We start from the raw sequence: 16,314 nt of genomic DNA on the forward strand, positions 1-16,314 counted from the left end.
CTCTATCTGGTGATGAGCTTTCTGCGCCGGACGTTGGACGGCACATCGACGCCGCCGAGCGTCGCCGCCAGGGTGCGCAGGGCGGCCCGGGCGGGCGACGAGGGTGCGCACTCCGCGAGCACGCGACCCTGGAGCAGCGCGGCATCGAAGGCCGCCGGGTCGTCGGGCACGAAGGTGGCGGGGACGACGCCGGCGAACCGCTGCAGGGCCGCCGTGACGTGCTCCGCGGGTCGGGGGCCGACGGCTCCGGCCCGAAGACGGTTGACGACGACCAGCACCTCCCCGCTCGGGACGGTGCCGAGCTCCTGCAGGCCTCGCACCAGTCGCTGGAGGCCCACGGGGTCGCACGCGCCGACCGCCACGACCGTGTCGGCCGTGGCCAGGCTCGTGAGCGTGGCGGCGTGGCGCCGCGGGGCTCGGGTGTCGTAGCTCAGCTCCTCGTCGTCCTCCAGGCTGAAGCCACAGTCGACCACCACGACCCGGGCGAGCAACCGGGCGACGTCGTAGACCCGCTCCAGGGCGGCCTGGCGCAGCTCGGGCCACCGGTCCGCCCGCGGCAGACCGGTGAGCACCCTCAAGCCGGGCAGGACCTCAGGGGCCAGCCGGGCCAGGACCGGCAGGTCGAGTGTGCCCTGCTCGGCGGCCCGAGCGGCCGCCGCGACGCCCGGCGCCTCGTCGAGCAGGGAGAGGACCTGGGCCACGCTGCCGCCATAGGTGTCGGCATCGACCAGCAGCGTCGGCACCCCGAGCAGCGCCAGCTCCGCGGCGAGGTTGACGGCGACCGAGGTGCGGCCGGGGGCACCGCAGGGGCCCCATACGGCGACGACGCGAGCCGGCTCCTGCGGCTCGGCCTCGGGCACGGGAGGGAAGGCGCTGGGCGTCACCACGCGTTCTGAGGACACGACGCCGGCAGCCTCATGGCGGCCCGATGCCGGTGCGCCCGCTCCCCCGGGCGCCGCTGAGGCGGCGAGCACGGACTCGGCGAGGTCGGCGGCCGCGACGTCGGCCGGGACGACGACGTCGACCCCGATCTGGCGCAGGTGACGCTCGGAGCCCTCGTCGACCGGGTCGCTCACCCCAACGACGGCCACCCCCGATGCCCGTAGGGTCGAGACGGCCGTCAGGTCGAGCCCGCGCAGGTCCCCGGAGACGACGGCGGCCGTGCCGAGACCGGATGCTGCAGCGGCGAGCAGGTCGGCCAGGTCGGCGCACCGGCGGGCGAGCTCGAGGTCACGCGCCGCCTCGACCGTCGTCGCCAGCCGGCTGTCCCACCGAGGACCGACCGCGACCAGAACGCCGGTCACGAGCCCGCGGTCCCGCCCGGCCCCGGGACCAGGGTCAGGCGCGAGAGGCTGTCGGCGGCCCCGATCACCTCACCCACCCGCTCACGCGGGACGAGGATCTGGACAGCGGTCGACGAGGTGGCGCCGCCGAAGCCGGAGCCCGTGGCGGGCACGTCGGCGACCGTCACGCCCAGCAGCAGGCGCTTCGCGGCGAGATACCGCTCCTGCGTGGTCGCCGGGTCACGCTGGCTCACCCAGACGTCGACGACCGAGCCGGCGACCAGCCCGGTAGCGGAGGTGCTGTCGACCTTCACCGCGACCCGCTGGACGTCGATGTCGGACCGTTGGCCGACCGCCCCCGACGGCACGAGCTGACCTTCCGCCACCGCGGTGCGCGCCCATCCGTCGACCGGGGCGCCCGCTGCGGCCGCGAGGTAGAGCCGCCCGGTGTCACCGAGCTGCACGTCCACGCGGCGCAGGTTGGCGGCCGTGAGCCGGTCGCCCGGCCTGATCGCGGTGGCGGCCACATACATCGGCACCGTGTCGTCGGCCGCACCCACGACCTTGGCGCCGATCGCGCTAGCGGCGAGCACGATGAGGACCCCCGCCACGAGGCGGGAGTCGCGCCAGGACGGACGCTGCAGCCGGGACGCCCTGGGCGTGGGCAGCTCACTCACGGATGGTCCCCCTCTGACCCGTTGCCCGGGCGATCGTCGACGATGCGGCCAGTCGTCACCGGCCGGGCACCATCATGGCGGAGCCGTCGTCGCAACGCACCCACTCCGCACGAGCCTGTGGACAACCGGGTGCGACCCGCGACCTGTGCCAAGATGAGCGAGACAGGTCTCGGGGCGGTCGGACGGTGACCGAGGCGTGAGGGACCGGACCGAGCTTTTCCTCCCGATGTCGCCCGGTCGCTGGCTATCACTCCGCCTCCTCGCCCACAGACCAAGGACCGCCGACGATGACGACCAAACGCTTCCTCCAGCTCACCGAGGTCTCCGAGGTGCTCAACATTTCCTCCGCGCAGGCCTATGCCCTCGTCCGGTCCGGAGAGCTCCCGGCCATCAAGGTCGGAGGCCGCGGCCAGTGGCGGGTCGAGGCGAGCGAGCTCGAGACCTACATTGCCCGGATGTACACCGAGACGCGTCAGTTCGTCGCCGCCCATCCCTTCGGCACCGGCGCGACCGACGAGGACGATCCCCACGCCTGAGCTGGCCTGAGCACACCTGGCTTCCACCCCCCGGTGCGCTGGGCCGTCACCGCCGTCACCGCCGTCGACGCACCAGAGCCAGGGCAGCGAAGGGCACCGACCTGACCGCCCGCACGTTCTCGGGCCGGCGGACGAGGTCGGCCGGGTGCTCGGCGAGGTCGAGCAGGTCTCGTCCCACCGCATCGACGGTGCCGGTGAGGCTGCCGCCGTCGAGGTCCACCACGTCGACCACGGCCCGGTCACGACTGATCGCCCGGAGGGCCGCGCCGATCCCGAAGGTGCGCGCCACGGCGCCGAGCGGCTGGATCCGCCCCGTGGGGACCGTCATCCACCGCAGCGCCGGGAAGGCCACCAGCACCGCCTGCTCCTGAGGCTCCATCAGGAGCACCCAGTCGCTGCCGACATCGGTGACGACGCCCCGCACGGGCCCGGCCCCGGCCACCCGGAGCTCGGCCGGCCCCGACCCGACGGCGGCCACGAGCCGCTCCTGCAGCCCGACGAGGGCGCGCTCCCGGCGGGTGCGGTCAGCCACCTCGGCCTCGAGGTCGAGCTGCTCCTGGGCGTGCCACCGCCCCTCGAGGTCGGCGAAGAGCTCGTCCCAGCGCATCGGTCCCCTTCCGGTCACGGCCCGCTCGGGTCCGCCGCTCGCTCTGTCCACGGTCGCCCGATCCTCCCACCCGTCGGCGGACCGCGGCCCGCTCTTCTTGACATCCACACGCAAACGGAATCAAATAGCAGCACACATCAATCTCTAGTCGTGAGTGAGCCCATCCGTGAAGCAGCCCGACCCCGCCGTCGACCGCGCCGGACACCTCTCGAGGGCGCTCGTGGCGGCAGCCCTCGTGTCGGGTGTGACAGGGGTCCTCGGCGTCGCCCTGGCCCGCGTCACCCTGCAGGCCTGGGGTGCGCTGGCGGGGCCGGGGCCCGGTGCACCCGCCGACGCCCTCGTCGCGCTGGTGGCCGGTCTGGGGTGCGCGCTCTGCGTCTGGCTGGGGGCAGGATTCCTCGTCAGCCTCGGGGCGGCCCTGCCCGGTCAGCTCGGTTCCTGCGCCCGGCGGATGAGCCAGAGCGTCAGTCCCCAGCTCGTGCGCCGGGTGGCCGCCACCGTCCTCGGGGGAACGATCGTCGTCTCCGGAGCGGTGCCGGCACTGGCGGCGACACCCGCCGGGCCTCTGCGCTCGCTCGCGCCCACCGCATGGTCCGCGACCGACGCCGGTCCGGATGCCCTGACCCCGGGCTCGGTGCCGGCAGCCGCGGCAGGTCTGTCTCCGGACCTGCTCCCCCCGGTCGCGGTCGCGACGTCCCGTCCCGCCGACCCGACCTCCCCGGCCGACCCCTGGGCGGCGCCGGCACCAGTCGCCGCACCCGTCCCGGCCGGCGCATCCCGCGGATCCGTCACGGCCGACCCCCGGACAGCCACGCGACCCCCGTCCTCTGCCGTCGCCCCCACCCGGGTGGCCGGGCCGGGGCTGGGCGTCCTGGCACCGCGGACACCTCGCGCGGCCGCGCCGGCTGGCCGGCCCGCGCCCCGCTCGACCACGTCTGCGGGGTCGTCGACGGGATCGCTCATCGTCGCGGCGGGAGACACCCTGTGGGACATCGCCGCCGCCGAGCTGGGGCCCGGGGCCGAGCCTCGCGCGATCAGCCAGGAGTGGCCGAGGTGGTTCGCCGCCAACCGGGCGGTGATCGGTGCCGATCCCGACCGCATCGTGCCCGGTCAGGCGCTGGCCCCGCCTCCACCCACCTCCGAGACCTCCGAGACCTCCGAGACCTCCGAGACCGGACGGTGAGCGTCGTGCCGGCAACACGCCCGTCGGCCGCCGGGTCCAGACGGCTCCGGGTCACGCCGATCCCCCGCCGGGAGCCCGCCCGCATCACGGCGGACGAGGCGTTCGAGACGCCCACCGCACCGAGCAGCTACGTGCAGGGCGTGCTCGCCCTGGCCGACCCCGAGGACGACCACTACTTCGATCGTCAGCCGACCACGCGCCAGCACCTGCCCCTGGCCGAGGCCTTCGCCCGCAGCATCGGCCAGGCCCTCGTCGAGGTCATGTGGGGCGTGCGACCCGCGACCCAGGTGGTGCGGTGGACGACCGCCGAGGTGTATGCCGTGGTGGCCCGCCGGTCGCTCGTCGCCGTGCGCCGCGGGCTGCGTGGGGGTCGGCCCCCCGTCGTGCTGAACCTGCGTGTCTGCGAGCCGGCCGACGGGGTGGCCGAGGCCGCTCTCGTCGTCATCGCCGGCGGGCGGGTGCGGGCCGTCGCCCTGCGGCTCGAGGGCCTCGACGGCCGCTGGGTGGTCACCGAGCTGCTCGTCGGCTGACCGTTACTTCCCGCGGCGACGCCCCTTCTTCGAGGTGCGTCGCTCCACCCGGTTGGCCGGCTCGGACACCTGCGGAGAGTCGTCGACCACGCGCTCCTCGACGCCGCCGTCATCGCTCGGCGCCGAGTAGGTCAGGCGCCGTGCCGTGGGCCCACCCTGCAGACCCTTGGCCGTGATCACCGGGCGGGCCTCGTGCGACTCGTCGGCCGCGCCACCCACGGCCGCGTCCTGCGGGCCCTCGCCAGCGCCCAGGTCACTTTCACTGTCGTCAGCACCGGCAGCACCGGCAGCACCGGCAGCGAGCGTCCCCATGAGGTCGCCCACCGCCATCGGGGCCCCGCCCACGAGCGGGGCGTCGGCGGGCGGCGCCACGTCGACCTCGACGCTGAAGAGATAGCCGACCGACTCCTCCTTGATGCCCTCCATCATCGCCTCGAAGAGCAGGAAGCCCTCGCGCTGGTACTCCACGAGCGGGTCACGCTGAGCCATGGCCCGCAGGCCGATGCCCTCCTGCAGGTAGTCCATCTCGTAGAGGTGCTCACGCCAGCGACGGTCGAGCACCGACATGACGACCCGCCGCTCGACCTCGCGCATGACCTCGGTGCCGAGCGTCTCCTCGCGCAGGTCGTAGGCGCGGTGGGCGTCCGACTTCAGCTCGTCGCGCAGCAGGTCGGGCGTGATCTGGCCGTGGCCACCCGCCTGCTCGGCGAGGTCGTCGATGGTCACCGTCATGGGCCGGTAGAGGCCCTTCATCGCGGTCCACAGCTGCTCGAGGTCCCAGTCGCCGGCATACCCGTCAGACGTGGCGGCAGCGACGTAGCCGTCGATGACGTCGTTAACGAAGTGACGGATCTGCTCCTCCATGTCCTGACCCTCGAGGACCTGGCGACGCTCTTCGTAGATGACCTGACGCTGCCGGTTGAGGACGTCGTCGTACTTCAGGACGTTCTTGCGGATCTCGTAGTTCTGTCCCTCGACCTGGCTCTGCGCGCTGGCGATCGAGCGGGAGACCATCTTCGACTCGATCGGGACGTCGTCCTCCATCTTGGCCGTGGTCATGAAGCGGTCGACCATCGCGGCGTTGAACAGCCGCATGAGGTCGTCCTGCAGCGAGAGGTAGAAGCGTGACTCCCCCGGGTCGCCCTGACGACCTGAGCGGCCGCGCAGCTGGTTGTCGATGCGCCGCGACTCGTGCCGCTCGGTGCCCAGCACGTAGAGCCCCCCGAGGTCCTTGACCTGGTCGTGCTCGGCCTGGACCGCCGCCTCCGCCTGCTCGAGGGCCTCGTCCCACGCGGCTTCGTACTCGTCCGGGGTGTCGACCGGGTCGAGGCCGCGGGCGCGCAGCTCGGCCACGGCACGGAACTCCGGGTTGCCGCCGAGCATGATGTCGGTGCCACGACCGGCCATGTTGGTGGCGACGGTGACCGCGGCCTGGCGGCCCGCGTCGGCGATGATGCTGGCCTCCTGCTCGTGGAACTTCGCGTTGAGCACGTTGTGGGCGATGCCGCGCTTGCGCAGCTCCTGCGAGAGCCGCTCGCTCTTCTCGACGCTGACCGTGCCGACGAGCACCGGCTGACCGACGTCGTGACGCTCGGCGATGTCGTCGACGACGGCGGAGAACTTGGCCTCCTCGGTGCGGTAGACGAGGTCGGCCTGGTCCATGCGCACCATGGGGCGGTTGGTCGTGATCGGGATGACCCCGAGGTTGTAGATCGAGTTCAGCTCGGCGGCCTCGGTCTGGGCGGTGCCGGTCATGCCCGAGAGGGTGGAGTACATCCGGAAGTAGTTCTGCAGGGTGATCGTCGCCAGGGTCTGGTTCTCGTTCTTGATCTCCACCCCCTCCTTGGCCTCGATGGCCTGGTGCATTCCCTCGTTGTAACGGCGCCCGGCCAGCATGCGGCCGGTGTGCTCGTCGACGATGAGGATCTCGCCGTTCATCACGACGTAGTCCTTGTCGAGCTTGAACAGCTCCTTGGCCTTGATCGCGCTGTTGAGGTAGCCGATGAGCGGGGTGTTGACCGACTCGTAGAGGTTCTCGATGCCGAGCATGTCCTCGACCTTCTCGATGCCCGACTCGAGCACCCCGACGGTCTTCTTCTTCTCGTCGACCTCGTAGTCGCCCTCGCCCGACTCCAGCTCGCCGCGGGTCAGCCGCTTGGCCAGCCGCGCGAACTCGACGTACCACTTGGTCGCGGCCTCGGCCGGGCCGGAGATGATCAGCGGGGTGCGCGCCTCGTCGATGAGGATGGAGTCGACCTCGTCGACGATCGCGAAGTTGTGCCCGCGCTGCACCAGCTCGTCGGGAGACCAGGCCATGTTGTCGCGCAGGTAGTCGAAGCCGAACTCGTTGTTGGTGCCGTAGGTGATGTCCTTGGCGTACTCGGCCCGCCGCTGCTCCGGCGTCATCGACGACAGGATGCAGCCGGTCTCGAGCCCCAGGGCGCGGTGCACGCGACCCATCAGCTCGGACTGGTACTCCGCGAGGTAGTCGTTGACGGTTACGACGTGCACCCCCTTGCCCGAGAGGGCGTTGAGGTAGCTCGGCAGTGTCGCGACGAGGGTCTTGCCCTCACCGGTCTTCATCTCGGCGACGTTGCCCTGGTGCAGCGCCGCGCCGCCCATGATCTGCACGTCGAAGTGGCGCTTGCCGATGGTGCGGCGCGCCGCCTCCCGCACCGCGGCGAAGGCCTCCGGCAGCAGGTCGTCGAGCGTCTCGCCCTCCGCGAGCCGCTTCTTGAAGACGTCGGTCTCTGCGCGCAGGTCGTCGTCGCTCAGCTTCTCGAAGTCCTCCTCGAGAGCGGCCACCTGGGCCGCGACCGCCTCGAGCTTCTTGATCGCCCGCCCCTCACCGGCACGCAGGAGCTTCTCAAAGACCTTGACCACGTGAAAACTCCTGCTCGTGACGTGCGCTGGGTGAGGTGACGACCGGGCTCTAGGCTAGTCGGTGGCGTCGCACCCGCCCAACGGATGGCCTCCCGGCGCTCGTTCCCTCTCGGGGCCGATGCACTTGCCGTGGCCTGGCGGGGTTGGTTGGGTGGGGTGATGAGTGGCAGCCGGCAGGCACAGGTCCCCGTGCTCAAGGACGGCACGGTGATCCTGCGTGAGCTGCGCGACGACGACCTCGGGGCAGTGGTCGAGCAGAGCCGCGACGAGTTCGTCCAGCGGTGGTCCCTGACCATCCCGCCCGACTACACCCTGCGAGACGCCCAGGACTTCCTCGCGCTGGCGCGAGCAGGGTGGGCCAGCGACGAGCGGTGGCAGTGGGCGGTCGAGGTGGACGGCGGCTTCGCCGGCCTGGTCGACCTCAGCCACCGCGGCGAGGGGGTGCGCGAGATCGGCTTCGCGGCCCATCCCGGCCTGCGCGGACGAGGTCACCTCACCCGGGCGACCCGGCTGGTCGTCGCCCACGCGTTCGCGGCAGGCTGCCCCCTCGTGCTCTGGCACGCGGCCGCCGGCAACGTCGCCTCGCGCCGGGTCGCGTGGCGCTCGGGCTTCGCGATCGCCCCCGGTGAGACCCGTGTCCTGCGCCGGGGGGTCCTGCGCGACAGCTGGGCCGGCACGCTCGCCCCCGGCGACCCGCTCGAGCCCACGACCTTTTGGCTGCGCCCCCCGTCGCTGACGGGCGACCCGGGGCGCACCCCGGTGAGCCTGCGGGCCTGGGGAGAGGACGACGCCGAGTCGGTGCCGGTCGGCTGGGGCCCCACTCCCCCGTCGTATGCCGCGTGGCACGCGGGACGGCTCGCCCTCGAGGCCGTCGGCGAGCTGCTGTCGTGGGCGGTCACGACCCCGACGGCGTCCGACGCCGTGGTGGGGTCGGTGCAGCTGGTGGCGAACGGCGACTGGGCGGCCGGCGGCTCCGCGACCCTCGACGGCTGGCTGTCCCCCGACCAGCGCGGACGCGGCGTCGCCCGGACCGCCCTCGAGGCCGTCCTCACCCATGCCCTGTCGGCGCCGGCGGCTGGCGGCCTCGGTCTGGCCCGGGTCGAGGCGCGGGTCGGCGCCGACGACCGGCTGGCGCTGCGGCTCCTGCGGCGGGCTGGCTTCCGGGGCGTCGGACCGACCGGGCCCGCTGACTCGGCGGGGCTGCTGCTGGAGGTGACCGCTGACGACGACCGTGGGCAGCAGGCCGTCGAGCCGCTCGAGGTGCCCGTCATCGAGGCGACGCGCCTGCTGCTGCGCCCCTACCGCGACGACGACGCGCCGGGACCGGACGACGGCCCCGACGAGACCAGCCGACGGTTCCTGCCGGCGGCGGCCCACCCCGACACCGCGGCCTACCCAGCCTGGCTGGCGAGGCAGCGGCGCGGTCAGGACGCCGGCGAGAGCCTGGCCTGGTGCGTCGCCGACCGCACGAGTGACCGCGCCCTGGGCTACCTCACCCTCTTTCGGCTGGCGCCGCTCCCCGGCCGCTTCGACGCCGAGGTCGGCTACTGGCTCGTGCCGGGTGCGCGAGGCAACGGCTACGTGGCCGAGGCCCTGGCGGCGGTGCTCGAACACGCCTTCGCCCCGGTACCGGACGGCGGGCTCGGCCTGACCCGCCTGCACGCCGGGACGGACGCCGACAACCTCGCCTCGCAGGCGACCCTCGAGCGCGTGGGCTTCCGCCGCTGGGGCGAGGACCGGCAGGCCTGGCGCCGCACCGACGGCACGCTCAGCGACGGGGCCTACTTCGAGCTGCTCGCCTCTGACGGGCGCGTCGACCGCCGGGCCGCGTCGACCTCCGACCAGGGAGCGAGGTCAGGCGACGGGGAGGACGGCGGCGGAGGTGTCTCCGGACCCGACGCCGGGCCACCTCGCTAGCGCCACCGGCCGGATCCCCTTCCGGTGCGTCCTCGGTGCCAGGTACCCGCAGCTGCCCGGTCGTGACCATGGGCTCGTGGAGTCCACGAGCGTCACCCACAAGGTGCTGGCGATGCTCTCGGCCTTCGACGTCGACCACAGCGTGCTCAGCCTCATCGAGCGTGCCCGCCGTTCGGGGTCAGCGTCCCCACCCGCCGTCGTGGTGGATCTTCCCGTCGAAGGCCTGGGGGTCGATGAGGGTCATGGCTGCCTCGGTCTCTCGTTCACGTCGTCGTGACCTGACCACCAGGGTTGGACGCAACTCTCCGGGTCGGCCCTCCCGGGGACAACGGTTCTTTCAATGGGCGAAAGGCGGCCGTCAGTATCCGTGAGCTAGGGCCCCGGCGGTCGTGGCCGGTGGGCACGACGTCGTCGGGCGTCCCGCAGGCCCGCCCTCATGTGACCCAGGCGCTCGCCACGACGCTGCGGGTCGAGCAGCATCGTGAGCGTCAGGTGCCGGGCGAGGCCCACGAGCTGACCGGCCGCCCACACCGGGTGACGGCGCCCGTGGCGCCCGGTGAGCAGCAGCCGGTTGCGCACGAGGTAGTAGGAGCGGAAGGGCGCCGACACGGCCACCTCGAGGGCGTGACCCCGCCAGCGCAGACGGCGGCCGGCGACGACGAGGGGCTCGGCCGCTCCCAACCGGTGGGCCACCCGCAGCCCCGGCGCGACGACGACCTGACGACGGCTGTCGAGCACCTTCAGCCACAGGTCGCTGTCGACGCCGTCGATGAACAGGTCGGGGTCGACGCCCCCGACCTCGTCCCAGACCTCGAGGGGCACGAGCAGCCCCGACTGCACGGGCTCGCGGCCGAGCAGCACCCCGCCGCGCTGGCGCGCCGCCCGGCTCGGCAGCCCCTGCACCTCCTGCGGCCCGACCAGGCCCACCCGCACCCCCGTTCGCTGCGCGAGCGCGCGCGCGTCGAGCAGCCGGGTGAGGTGGTCGGGGACCAGCCGCGAGTCCTGGTCGACGGTCAGCACCGCGCCCACCTCGGGCCACCGTGCGCGGCCGGCCGCGACCCCGGTCGTCAGGGCGGCCGCGATCCCCGCGTTGCCCTCGTGGCGCAGGACCAGCGCGCCGAGACCTCGCACGCCGTCGAGAGCGGAGTCCCCCGCACCACCCGTGTCGTCGACCACGACCACCCGACCCCCGGTCTGGGTCATCAGGTCGGCCACCAGCGCGGGCAGGTCAGGCCCCGGGTGGAAGGCGGGCACGACCGCCACGACGGCGTCGGAGGTCACGCCGGCACCGCGTGCCGGTGGCCGCCGGTCAGTCCCAGCCACTGCGCCAGCAGTGCCAGCTCGGCCTCGAGGGCCGTGTGGTCGGCCGGCGTGCTGCCGGGCTCCCAGGAGACCTGGGGCACCCGGAGCACGCCGGCGGCCCGATCGGCCTTGAGGTCGCAGCGGGCCACGAGATGCTCGCCGTGCAGGAAGGGCAGCACGTAGTAGCCGTGCTCGCGCTGCGCGGCCGGGGTGTAGATCCCGATCCGGTAGCGGAAGCCGAAGAGCTCCTCGACGCGGTCGCGCTGCCAGACGAAGGAGTCGAAGGGGCTCAGCAGCGCCCGCGCCGCCACCCTGCGCGGCACCCTCGCGCCGGTGTGCAGCCACGCCTGACGCCGCCAGCCCACCACCTCCACGGGCTCCAGCTCCCCGTCGGCGACGAGCCGGGCGATGGCCGGGCGCACCTGGACCGCCTTGAGGCGGAAGTAGTCGCGCAGGCACAGCTCGCTCGCGACCCCGTGGGCACGGGCGGCGATGCGCACCATCTCGACGGCCGCGGCGTCGTGGTCCGGACGCAGCGTCGGGTCGAGCCAGGCCGCCCGCACGGCGGGAGGGGCGACTGCCGCGAGCGCGGCATACCGCCGCTCGAAAGAGGTCGTGCGACCGGCCGAGGAGATCTCCCCGGCCCAGAAGAGGTGCTCGAGGGCCATCTTGACCAGCGACCAGTTCCACCCCCAGTGGCCGGTCTGGCGTGGTTGCTCGGGGGCCAGGGCCGCCTCGAGCTCGCGCGAGGTCATCGGCCCGGCCGCCTCGACCTCGGCCCGAACCGCCGAGACGAGACCGGGGTGCTCGCGCGCGACCCGGCGCATGCCACCCCAGGCCTCGTCGTGGGCCCGCTCCATCCGGAAGGTCAGGAGCGGCCAGGTGGCCGGAGGCACGAGGCTGGCCTCGTGGGCCCAGTACTCCACGAGCCGGCGCGGCGCGCGGTCACGGGCCCGGTCGAGCAGGGCCGGGTCGTAGGGACCGAGCCGCGAGAAGAACGGGAGGTACTGGCTGCGGGTGAGCACGTTGACGCTGTCGATCTGGATGATGCCGACCGTGTCCACCACCCGCTGAAGGTCACGGCTGCCGACGCTGCCCGAGGCGGGTCGCGGCCGGGCGAGCCCCTGGGCCGTGATGGCGACCCGTCGGGCCTGCGCGAGGGTCAGTCGACGCCGCGTGACCACGGGCCCGCGCTCCTGTGGCCTCAGTGCTGGCGCGGGTCGATGATGTTCTGGCGCACGGCATACATCGCAGCCTCCATGCGGGTGTGCAGCTGGAGCTTCTCGAGGATGTTGCGCACGTGGTTCTTCACGGTGTTCTCCGAGATGAACAGTGCCGTGCCGATCTCGCGGTTGGCCATGCCTCGGGCCACCAGCCGCAGCACCTCGACCTCGCGCACCGTGAGCTTGGGGGCGTGCGGGTTGGGCGCCTCGGCGTCCTTGCGGCTGATCTGGGCGAACTCGGCGAGCAGCTTGGAGGCCATGGACGGCGAGATGAGCGACTGCCCGCTCTGCACCGCGCGGATGCCGGCGGCGATCTCCTCGCCCGGCACGTCCTTGAGCAGGTAGCCGTTGGCGCCGGCCCGCACCGCCTCGAAGAGGTCGGTCTCCTCGTCGGAGATGGTCAGCATGAGGATCTTGCTCGAGGGCACGAGCTCCTTGATCGACAGACAGGCCTCGATGCCGGTGATCTTGGGCATCCGCACGTCCATGAGGATGACGTCGGGCAGCAGCTCCTCGGCGCGGGCCACGGCCTCGGCGCCGTCGCTGGCCTCTCCGACGACCTCGATGTCACCCTCCTGCTGGAGGACCATCTCGAGACCGCGGCGGAACAGCACGTGGTCGTCGGCGACGAGCACCCGGATTCCCTCGCGCTGAGCCGACGGCTCGCCATTCGCCCCGGACGTGCCGGTGCCGGGGCTCGTGACGGGGTGCATAGTGGGAATCATTGCACGATTCGCCCCGCTCACGACGGGGTCGACCGGCGCGCTCGGGCGCCGGTCGACCCCGCGGTCCGGGTCGTGGTCCGGGGGCTAGGCCGGTCGGCCGGCGCCGACCGGCTCGGGGACCCCCCGGGGGGTCGTCTCCGCCGCAGTCGCCCCGCCTGCCTCACCAGCCACCCCAGCGCCAGCCACCTCGAGGTGCAGCACGCCGTAGGACCAGCCCCGGCGGCGGTAGACCACGCTCGGCCGGTCGGTGTCCTTGTCGTGGAAGAGATAGAAGTCGTGCCCGACGAGCTCCATCCGGTCGAGGGCCTCCTCCAGTGACATGGGCGCGCTCTCGTGCACCTTCTCGCGCACCTCGATCGGGGTGTCGGCGAACGGGGTCGAGGGCTCGGCCTCCGACACGACGTCGTCGCGGCGCACGTCGAGCGGTGCGGTCGCCGCCCGACCCGTGGCCCGCGCGACGGACTCGGGCGCCCGGCGTCCGCGGGAGACCCGGCGACGGTCGCCGACCCGGCGCAGCCGCTCGTGGAGCCGGTCGATGGCGGTGTCGAGCGCCGCGTACTTGTCGACGTTGCACGCCTCGGCCCGGATGACGGGCCCCTTGGCGTGACAGGTGATCTCCACGCGTTCGGAGTCGGTGGTGGTGGGCTCGTGGGTGACGACGACGTCGACCCTGGTGACCTTCGGCATGAGCTGGGGCACCTTGGCGAGCTTCTCCTCGAGATGCGCGCGAAAGCGGTCCGTGACCTGGGCGTGGCGCCCGGTGACGACAATGTCCACGTAGTCCTCCTTGGTGGTGGGGGTACTCGGCGAGACGGCCGGGCAGGCCTCGTGACCTGACACCACCTCCGATCGTGCTGGGGGACGAACCGGACTGAGCTCCTGACGTTAGTCCTCCGCGTCCCGTGGCGGAAGGGCCGAACGGTCGGGCGCAGACACCGGATGCGGTGTCGCCGGCCGGTCCCCGCGCAGCCGGGTCGCGGCGATGACGGCTGAGGCCACCGGCTCGCCACCCGCGCACCGCACTGCCCGGGCGGCCTCGGCGAGGGTCGCCCCGGTCGTGAGCACGTCGTCCACGAGGACGACCTCTCGCCCCTCGAGCCGACCCCGGTCGCCCGGTCGCACGGCATACGCCCCTCGCAGGTTGGCCGCCCGCCCGGCCCGGTCGAGGCCCGACTGGTCGGCGAGCACCCGGACCGCGCGCAGCGCGTCGACGACCACCACCCCGGCGCCACCGGGCGCGACGTTCCGGCCCGCCAGCCGCAGGAGGTGGTCGAGGGGCCGGTCCCCCCGGCGACGGCGGGCCGAGCGGGACGACGGCACCGGCACCACGACCGTGCCCGGCACCACGAGCACGTCGAGGCTCGCGGCCAGCAGCCCGGCGAGGACGGGCGCGAGGTCGCGGCGGCCCTCGTCCTTGTGCGCGGTCACGAGCCGCCGCAGCACCCCGGCGTAGGCGGCCGCCGCCACGGTGGGTGGCAGGCCGCGCGGTCTGGGGTGGGGCGTGACGACCCGTGGGGACGGCCAGCGCACCCGGTCCAGCCCGGCCACGCAGGAGGGGCACAGCGGTAGCGACGAGGGCGAACCGCAGCCGCCGCAGGCACGCGGGACCACGAGGTCGAGCACGGCACCGAAGGGCTGCATGGGCTCAGTCTGTCGCCCGATGGGCCACGATCAGGGACCGGACGGGGGAAATTCCCGAGACACATGCCCCGTTCGTCCCCCCGAACGTCCGAAACGCGACACAATCGACTCCACAGGGACGACGAACGACCCGGACAGACCAGACAAACGACGCGACATAGGGTCGAGTGACGGGAGCGAGGAGCGAGGTGGGCGACACAAGGCGGTTCGGCACTCTCTCGAGCGGCACCGGCTTCCGGTTGCTCGTCGCCCTCGTCGTCCTCGTGGTGTCGGGGATCGGCACCGAGGGTCTGACCGTGCTGCCGTGGATCGGGCTCGTCGTCGTGCTCGACCTGGCCACGGCCCTGCTGCTCTACTCCGACCCGGCCGACGGGGCCCCACGCGAGCGGGTCGCCCGGGCCACGACCGCGGCGTGCACGCTGGTCGCAGCACTGGGGCTGCTCGCCGGCCCGAGCGCGATCCCCCTGGTCGTGATCCCCTTCACCCGGGCCGGTGCCAAGTGGGGTCGCGATGGGCTGGCCGCTGCGGCCGGCGCCTGGGGCATCGTGGCGGTCGGTGTGCGACTGCTCGCCAGCCCGAGCACGCTCGGCTCGGTGATGCTCGACGTGCGCTGGGTGGTCGTCGCCGTGATCTCCGGCATCGGTGGCGTCTGGGTGCACCGCTCGACCCGGCCCCTGGTCCTGCTCGAGGCCCCCGCCAACCCCGCGGCCGACGAGGCCGCCGCCCTGCTCAGCCGCCTCGAGGCGCTGACGAACGACCTCGAGGGCGGTCTCGACCCCGCCACCTCGGCCGAGCTGCTCCTCGACACCCTCGGCCGACCCGGCCCCATGGCCCGGTCGGCGGTGCTGGTCGGCGGCCCCGACGACCACCCCGTGCCGCTGGCCCTGCGTGGCGCCGAACGGGTGCCGTGGGGTGACCCGCTGACGGATCCCGGTGCGGTGGGCCAGGCCTGGCGCAGCGGGCGTCCGGTGACCGTGTGGGACCCCGAGCTGCACCGGGAGGTGCGCGCGGTGCCGCTCGTGGCCACCGGCGGCACCCGGGTCGGCGTGCTGGTCCAGGACGTGATGGCCGTGGCCCCGTCCACCCCGCAGGACCTCGAGCTGCTGCACAGCACCGTGGAGCGGCACGCGCCCGTCATCGGCGTCGCGCTGTCCTTCGCCAGCCTGCGCGAGCGGGCCGGCTTCGAGGAGCGGGAGCGGCTGGCCCGCGAGATGCACGACGGCATCGCCCAGGAGCTCGTCGCCCTCGGTTTCCACCTCGACCTCATGGCGCGCACCCGCGACACCCAGCCACCCGAGAAGAGCGAGCAGATGCTCGAGGCGGCCCGCGGGCAGCTGCGGCGCATCCTCGGCGACCTCCGCTCGCACATCTCCGACCTGCGGGTCTCGGTGCGCCCCGAGCGGGGTCTCGGCGCCACTATGACCTCGCGTCTGCAGTCCTTCGGCACGACGGCCGAGGTGGTGGTGAGCCTGCGCCTCGACGAGTCGGGCTTCCGCCTCCCCGCCCGCGTCGAGACCGTGCTCTACCAGCTCTTCCTCGACGTGCTCACCGACGCCAAGGACGGTGGCGCGCGCGGCGTCGACGTCGACCTCAGTGTCGTGGCACCGGACGCCACGCTGCGCATGCGACACGACGGTCGCACCACGTTCTCGGCCGGCACCCTCGCCGACCACCCGGTGATGGCGGCGGGCGGTGAGATCGTCGTCGACAACAGCCACGGCCTCGACCTGCTCGTCTCCTTCCGGACACCGTCCACCTCGACCTCCCCCGTACACGTCAACGAGAAGGTGCCCCAACCCTCATGATG

General features: G+C 73.3%; 15 protein-coding genes. 6 read left to right on the forward strand and 9 right to left on the reverse strand.

Going from position 1 to position 16,314, the window contains the following annotated elements:
• Positions 1-2: 2 nt before the first annotated feature.
• Both V3N99_04395 and V3N99_04400 read right to left on the reverse strand, forming a co-directional pair.
• Positions 3-1,304, reverse strand: coding sequence for a hypothetical protein (locus V3N99_04395; protein MEO3935982.1), 1,302 nt, complete (start codon positions 1,302-1,304; stop codon positions 3-5).
• Entirely contained in the window at positions 1,301-1,960 is a 660-nt protein-coding gene (locus V3N99_04400; GenBank protein MEO3935983.1) for a hypothetical protein, read from the reverse strand. Before V3N99_04400 ends, V3N99_04395 begins: the two co-directional genes overlap by 4 nt.
• Before the next feature lie 287 nt (positions 1,961-2,247).
• On the opposite strand from V3N99_04400, the gene V3N99_04405 reads away from it, so the two are divergent.
• Positions 2,248-2,496, forward strand: coding sequence for a helix-turn-helix domain-containing protein (locus tag V3N99_04405; GenBank protein ID MEO3935984.1), 249 nt, complete (start codon positions 2,248-2,250; stop codon positions 2,494-2,496).
• A 55-nt stretch (positions 2,497-2,551) separates the two neighbouring features.
• Here V3N99_04405 and V3N99_04410 read toward each other — a convergent pair whose 3' ends face one another.
• Positions 2,552-3,154 (reverse strand): hypothetical protein, encoded by a 603-nt coding sequence (locus tag V3N99_04410; protein ID MEO3935985.1) that lies wholly within the window; start codon positions 3,152-3,154, stop codon positions 2,552-2,554.
• 115 nt (positions 3,155-3,269) lie between these two features.
• Between V3N99_04410 and V3N99_04415 the strand changes: the two genes are divergently transcribed.
• Positions 3,270-4,286 carry a hypothetical protein gene (locus V3N99_04415; protein MEO3935986.1) on the forward strand — a complete coding sequence of 339 codons (1,017 nt, stop codon included), beginning with the start codon at positions 3,270-3,272 and terminating at the stop codon, positions 4,284-4,286.
• Positions 4,287-4,291: 5 nt separating this feature from the next.
• A complete protein-coding gene (locus tag V3N99_04420; GenBank protein ID MEO3935987.1) occupies positions 4,292-4,816 on the forward strand; it encodes an Rv3235 family protein in 525 nt (174 codons plus the stop codon).
• Positions 4,817-4,819: 3 nt separating this feature from the next.
• Here the strand turns inward: V3N99_04420 and secA are convergent, their stop codons facing one another.
• Positions 4,820-7,699: a preprotein translocase subunit SecA gene (gene secA / locus V3N99_04425; GenBank protein ID MEO3935988.1), complete on the reverse strand. Its 2,880-nt coding sequence runs from the start codon at positions 7,697-7,699 to the stop codon at positions 4,820-4,822.
• Positions 7,700-7,858: 159 nt separating this feature from the next.
• Here secA and V3N99_04430 point away from each other — a divergent pair, with 159 nt between their 5' ends.
• Both V3N99_04430 and V3N99_04435 read left to right on the forward strand, forming a co-directional pair.
• The gene (locus tag V3N99_04430; protein ID MEO3935989.1) at positions 7,859-9,616 is read left to right on the forward strand and encodes a GNAT family N-acetyltransferase; all 1,758 of its coding nucleotides are present in this window, start codon (positions 7,859-7,861) and stop codon (positions 9,614-9,616) included.
• A gap of 76 nt (positions 9,617-9,692) precedes the next feature.
• A complete protein-coding gene (locus tag V3N99_04435) occupies positions 9,693-9,893 on the forward strand; it encodes a hypothetical protein (protein ID MEO3935990.1) in 201 nt (66 codons plus the stop codon).
• A 95-nt stretch (positions 9,894-9,988) separates the two neighbouring features.
• Here the strand turns inward: V3N99_04435 and V3N99_04440 are convergent, their stop codons facing one another.
• The 5 genes from V3N99_04440 to V3N99_04460 all read right to left on the reverse strand — a co-directional run bounded on the left by V3N99_04440 (position 9,989) and on the right by V3N99_04460 (position 14,507).
• The gene (locus tag V3N99_04440) at positions 9,989-10,897 is read right to left on the reverse strand and encodes a glycosyltransferase (GenBank protein MEO3935991.1); all 909 of its coding nucleotides are present in this window, start codon (positions 10,895-10,897) and stop codon (positions 9,989-9,991) included.
• Complete coding sequence (locus V3N99_04445) at positions 10,894-12,102, reverse strand: crosslink repair DNA glycosylase YcaQ family protein (GenBank protein ID MEO3935992.1); 1,209 nt, start codon at positions 12,100-12,102, stop codon at positions 10,894-10,896. Before V3N99_04445 ends, V3N99_04440 begins: the two co-directional genes overlap by 4 nt.
• Positions 12,103-12,122: 20 nt before the next feature.
• Positions 12,123-12,854: a response regulator transcription factor gene (locus tag V3N99_04450; GenBank protein MEO3935993.1), complete on the reverse strand. Its 732-nt coding sequence runs from the start codon at positions 12,852-12,854 to the stop codon at positions 12,123-12,125.
• 96 nt (positions 12,855-12,950) lie between these two features.
• Entirely contained in the window at positions 12,951-13,643 is a 693-nt protein-coding gene (raiA, locus tag V3N99_04455; GenBank protein MEO3935994.1) for a ribosome-associated translation inhibitor RaiA, read from the reverse strand.
• Between the two features lie 108 nt (positions 13,644-13,751).
• Positions 13,752-14,507, reverse strand: a complete 756-nt coding sequence (locus tag V3N99_04460) for a phosphoribosyltransferase family protein (protein MEO3935995.1) — start codon at positions 14,505-14,507, stop codon at positions 13,752-13,754.
• A gap of 188 nt (positions 14,508-14,695) precedes the next feature.
• Here V3N99_04460 and V3N99_04465 point away from each other — a divergent pair, with 188 nt between their 5' ends.
• Positions 14,696-16,312, forward strand: a complete 1,617-nt coding sequence (locus V3N99_04465) for a histidine kinase (protein ID MEO3935996.1) — start codon at positions 14,696-14,698, stop codon at positions 16,310-16,312.
• Positions 16,313-16,314 lie beyond the last annotated feature (2 nt).

The sequence above is a fragment of the Dermatophilaceae bacterium Soc4.6 genome (assembly GCA_039889245.1).
Lineage (GTDB): Bacteria > Actinomycetota > Actinomycetes > Actinomycetales > Dermatophilaceae > Lapillicoccus.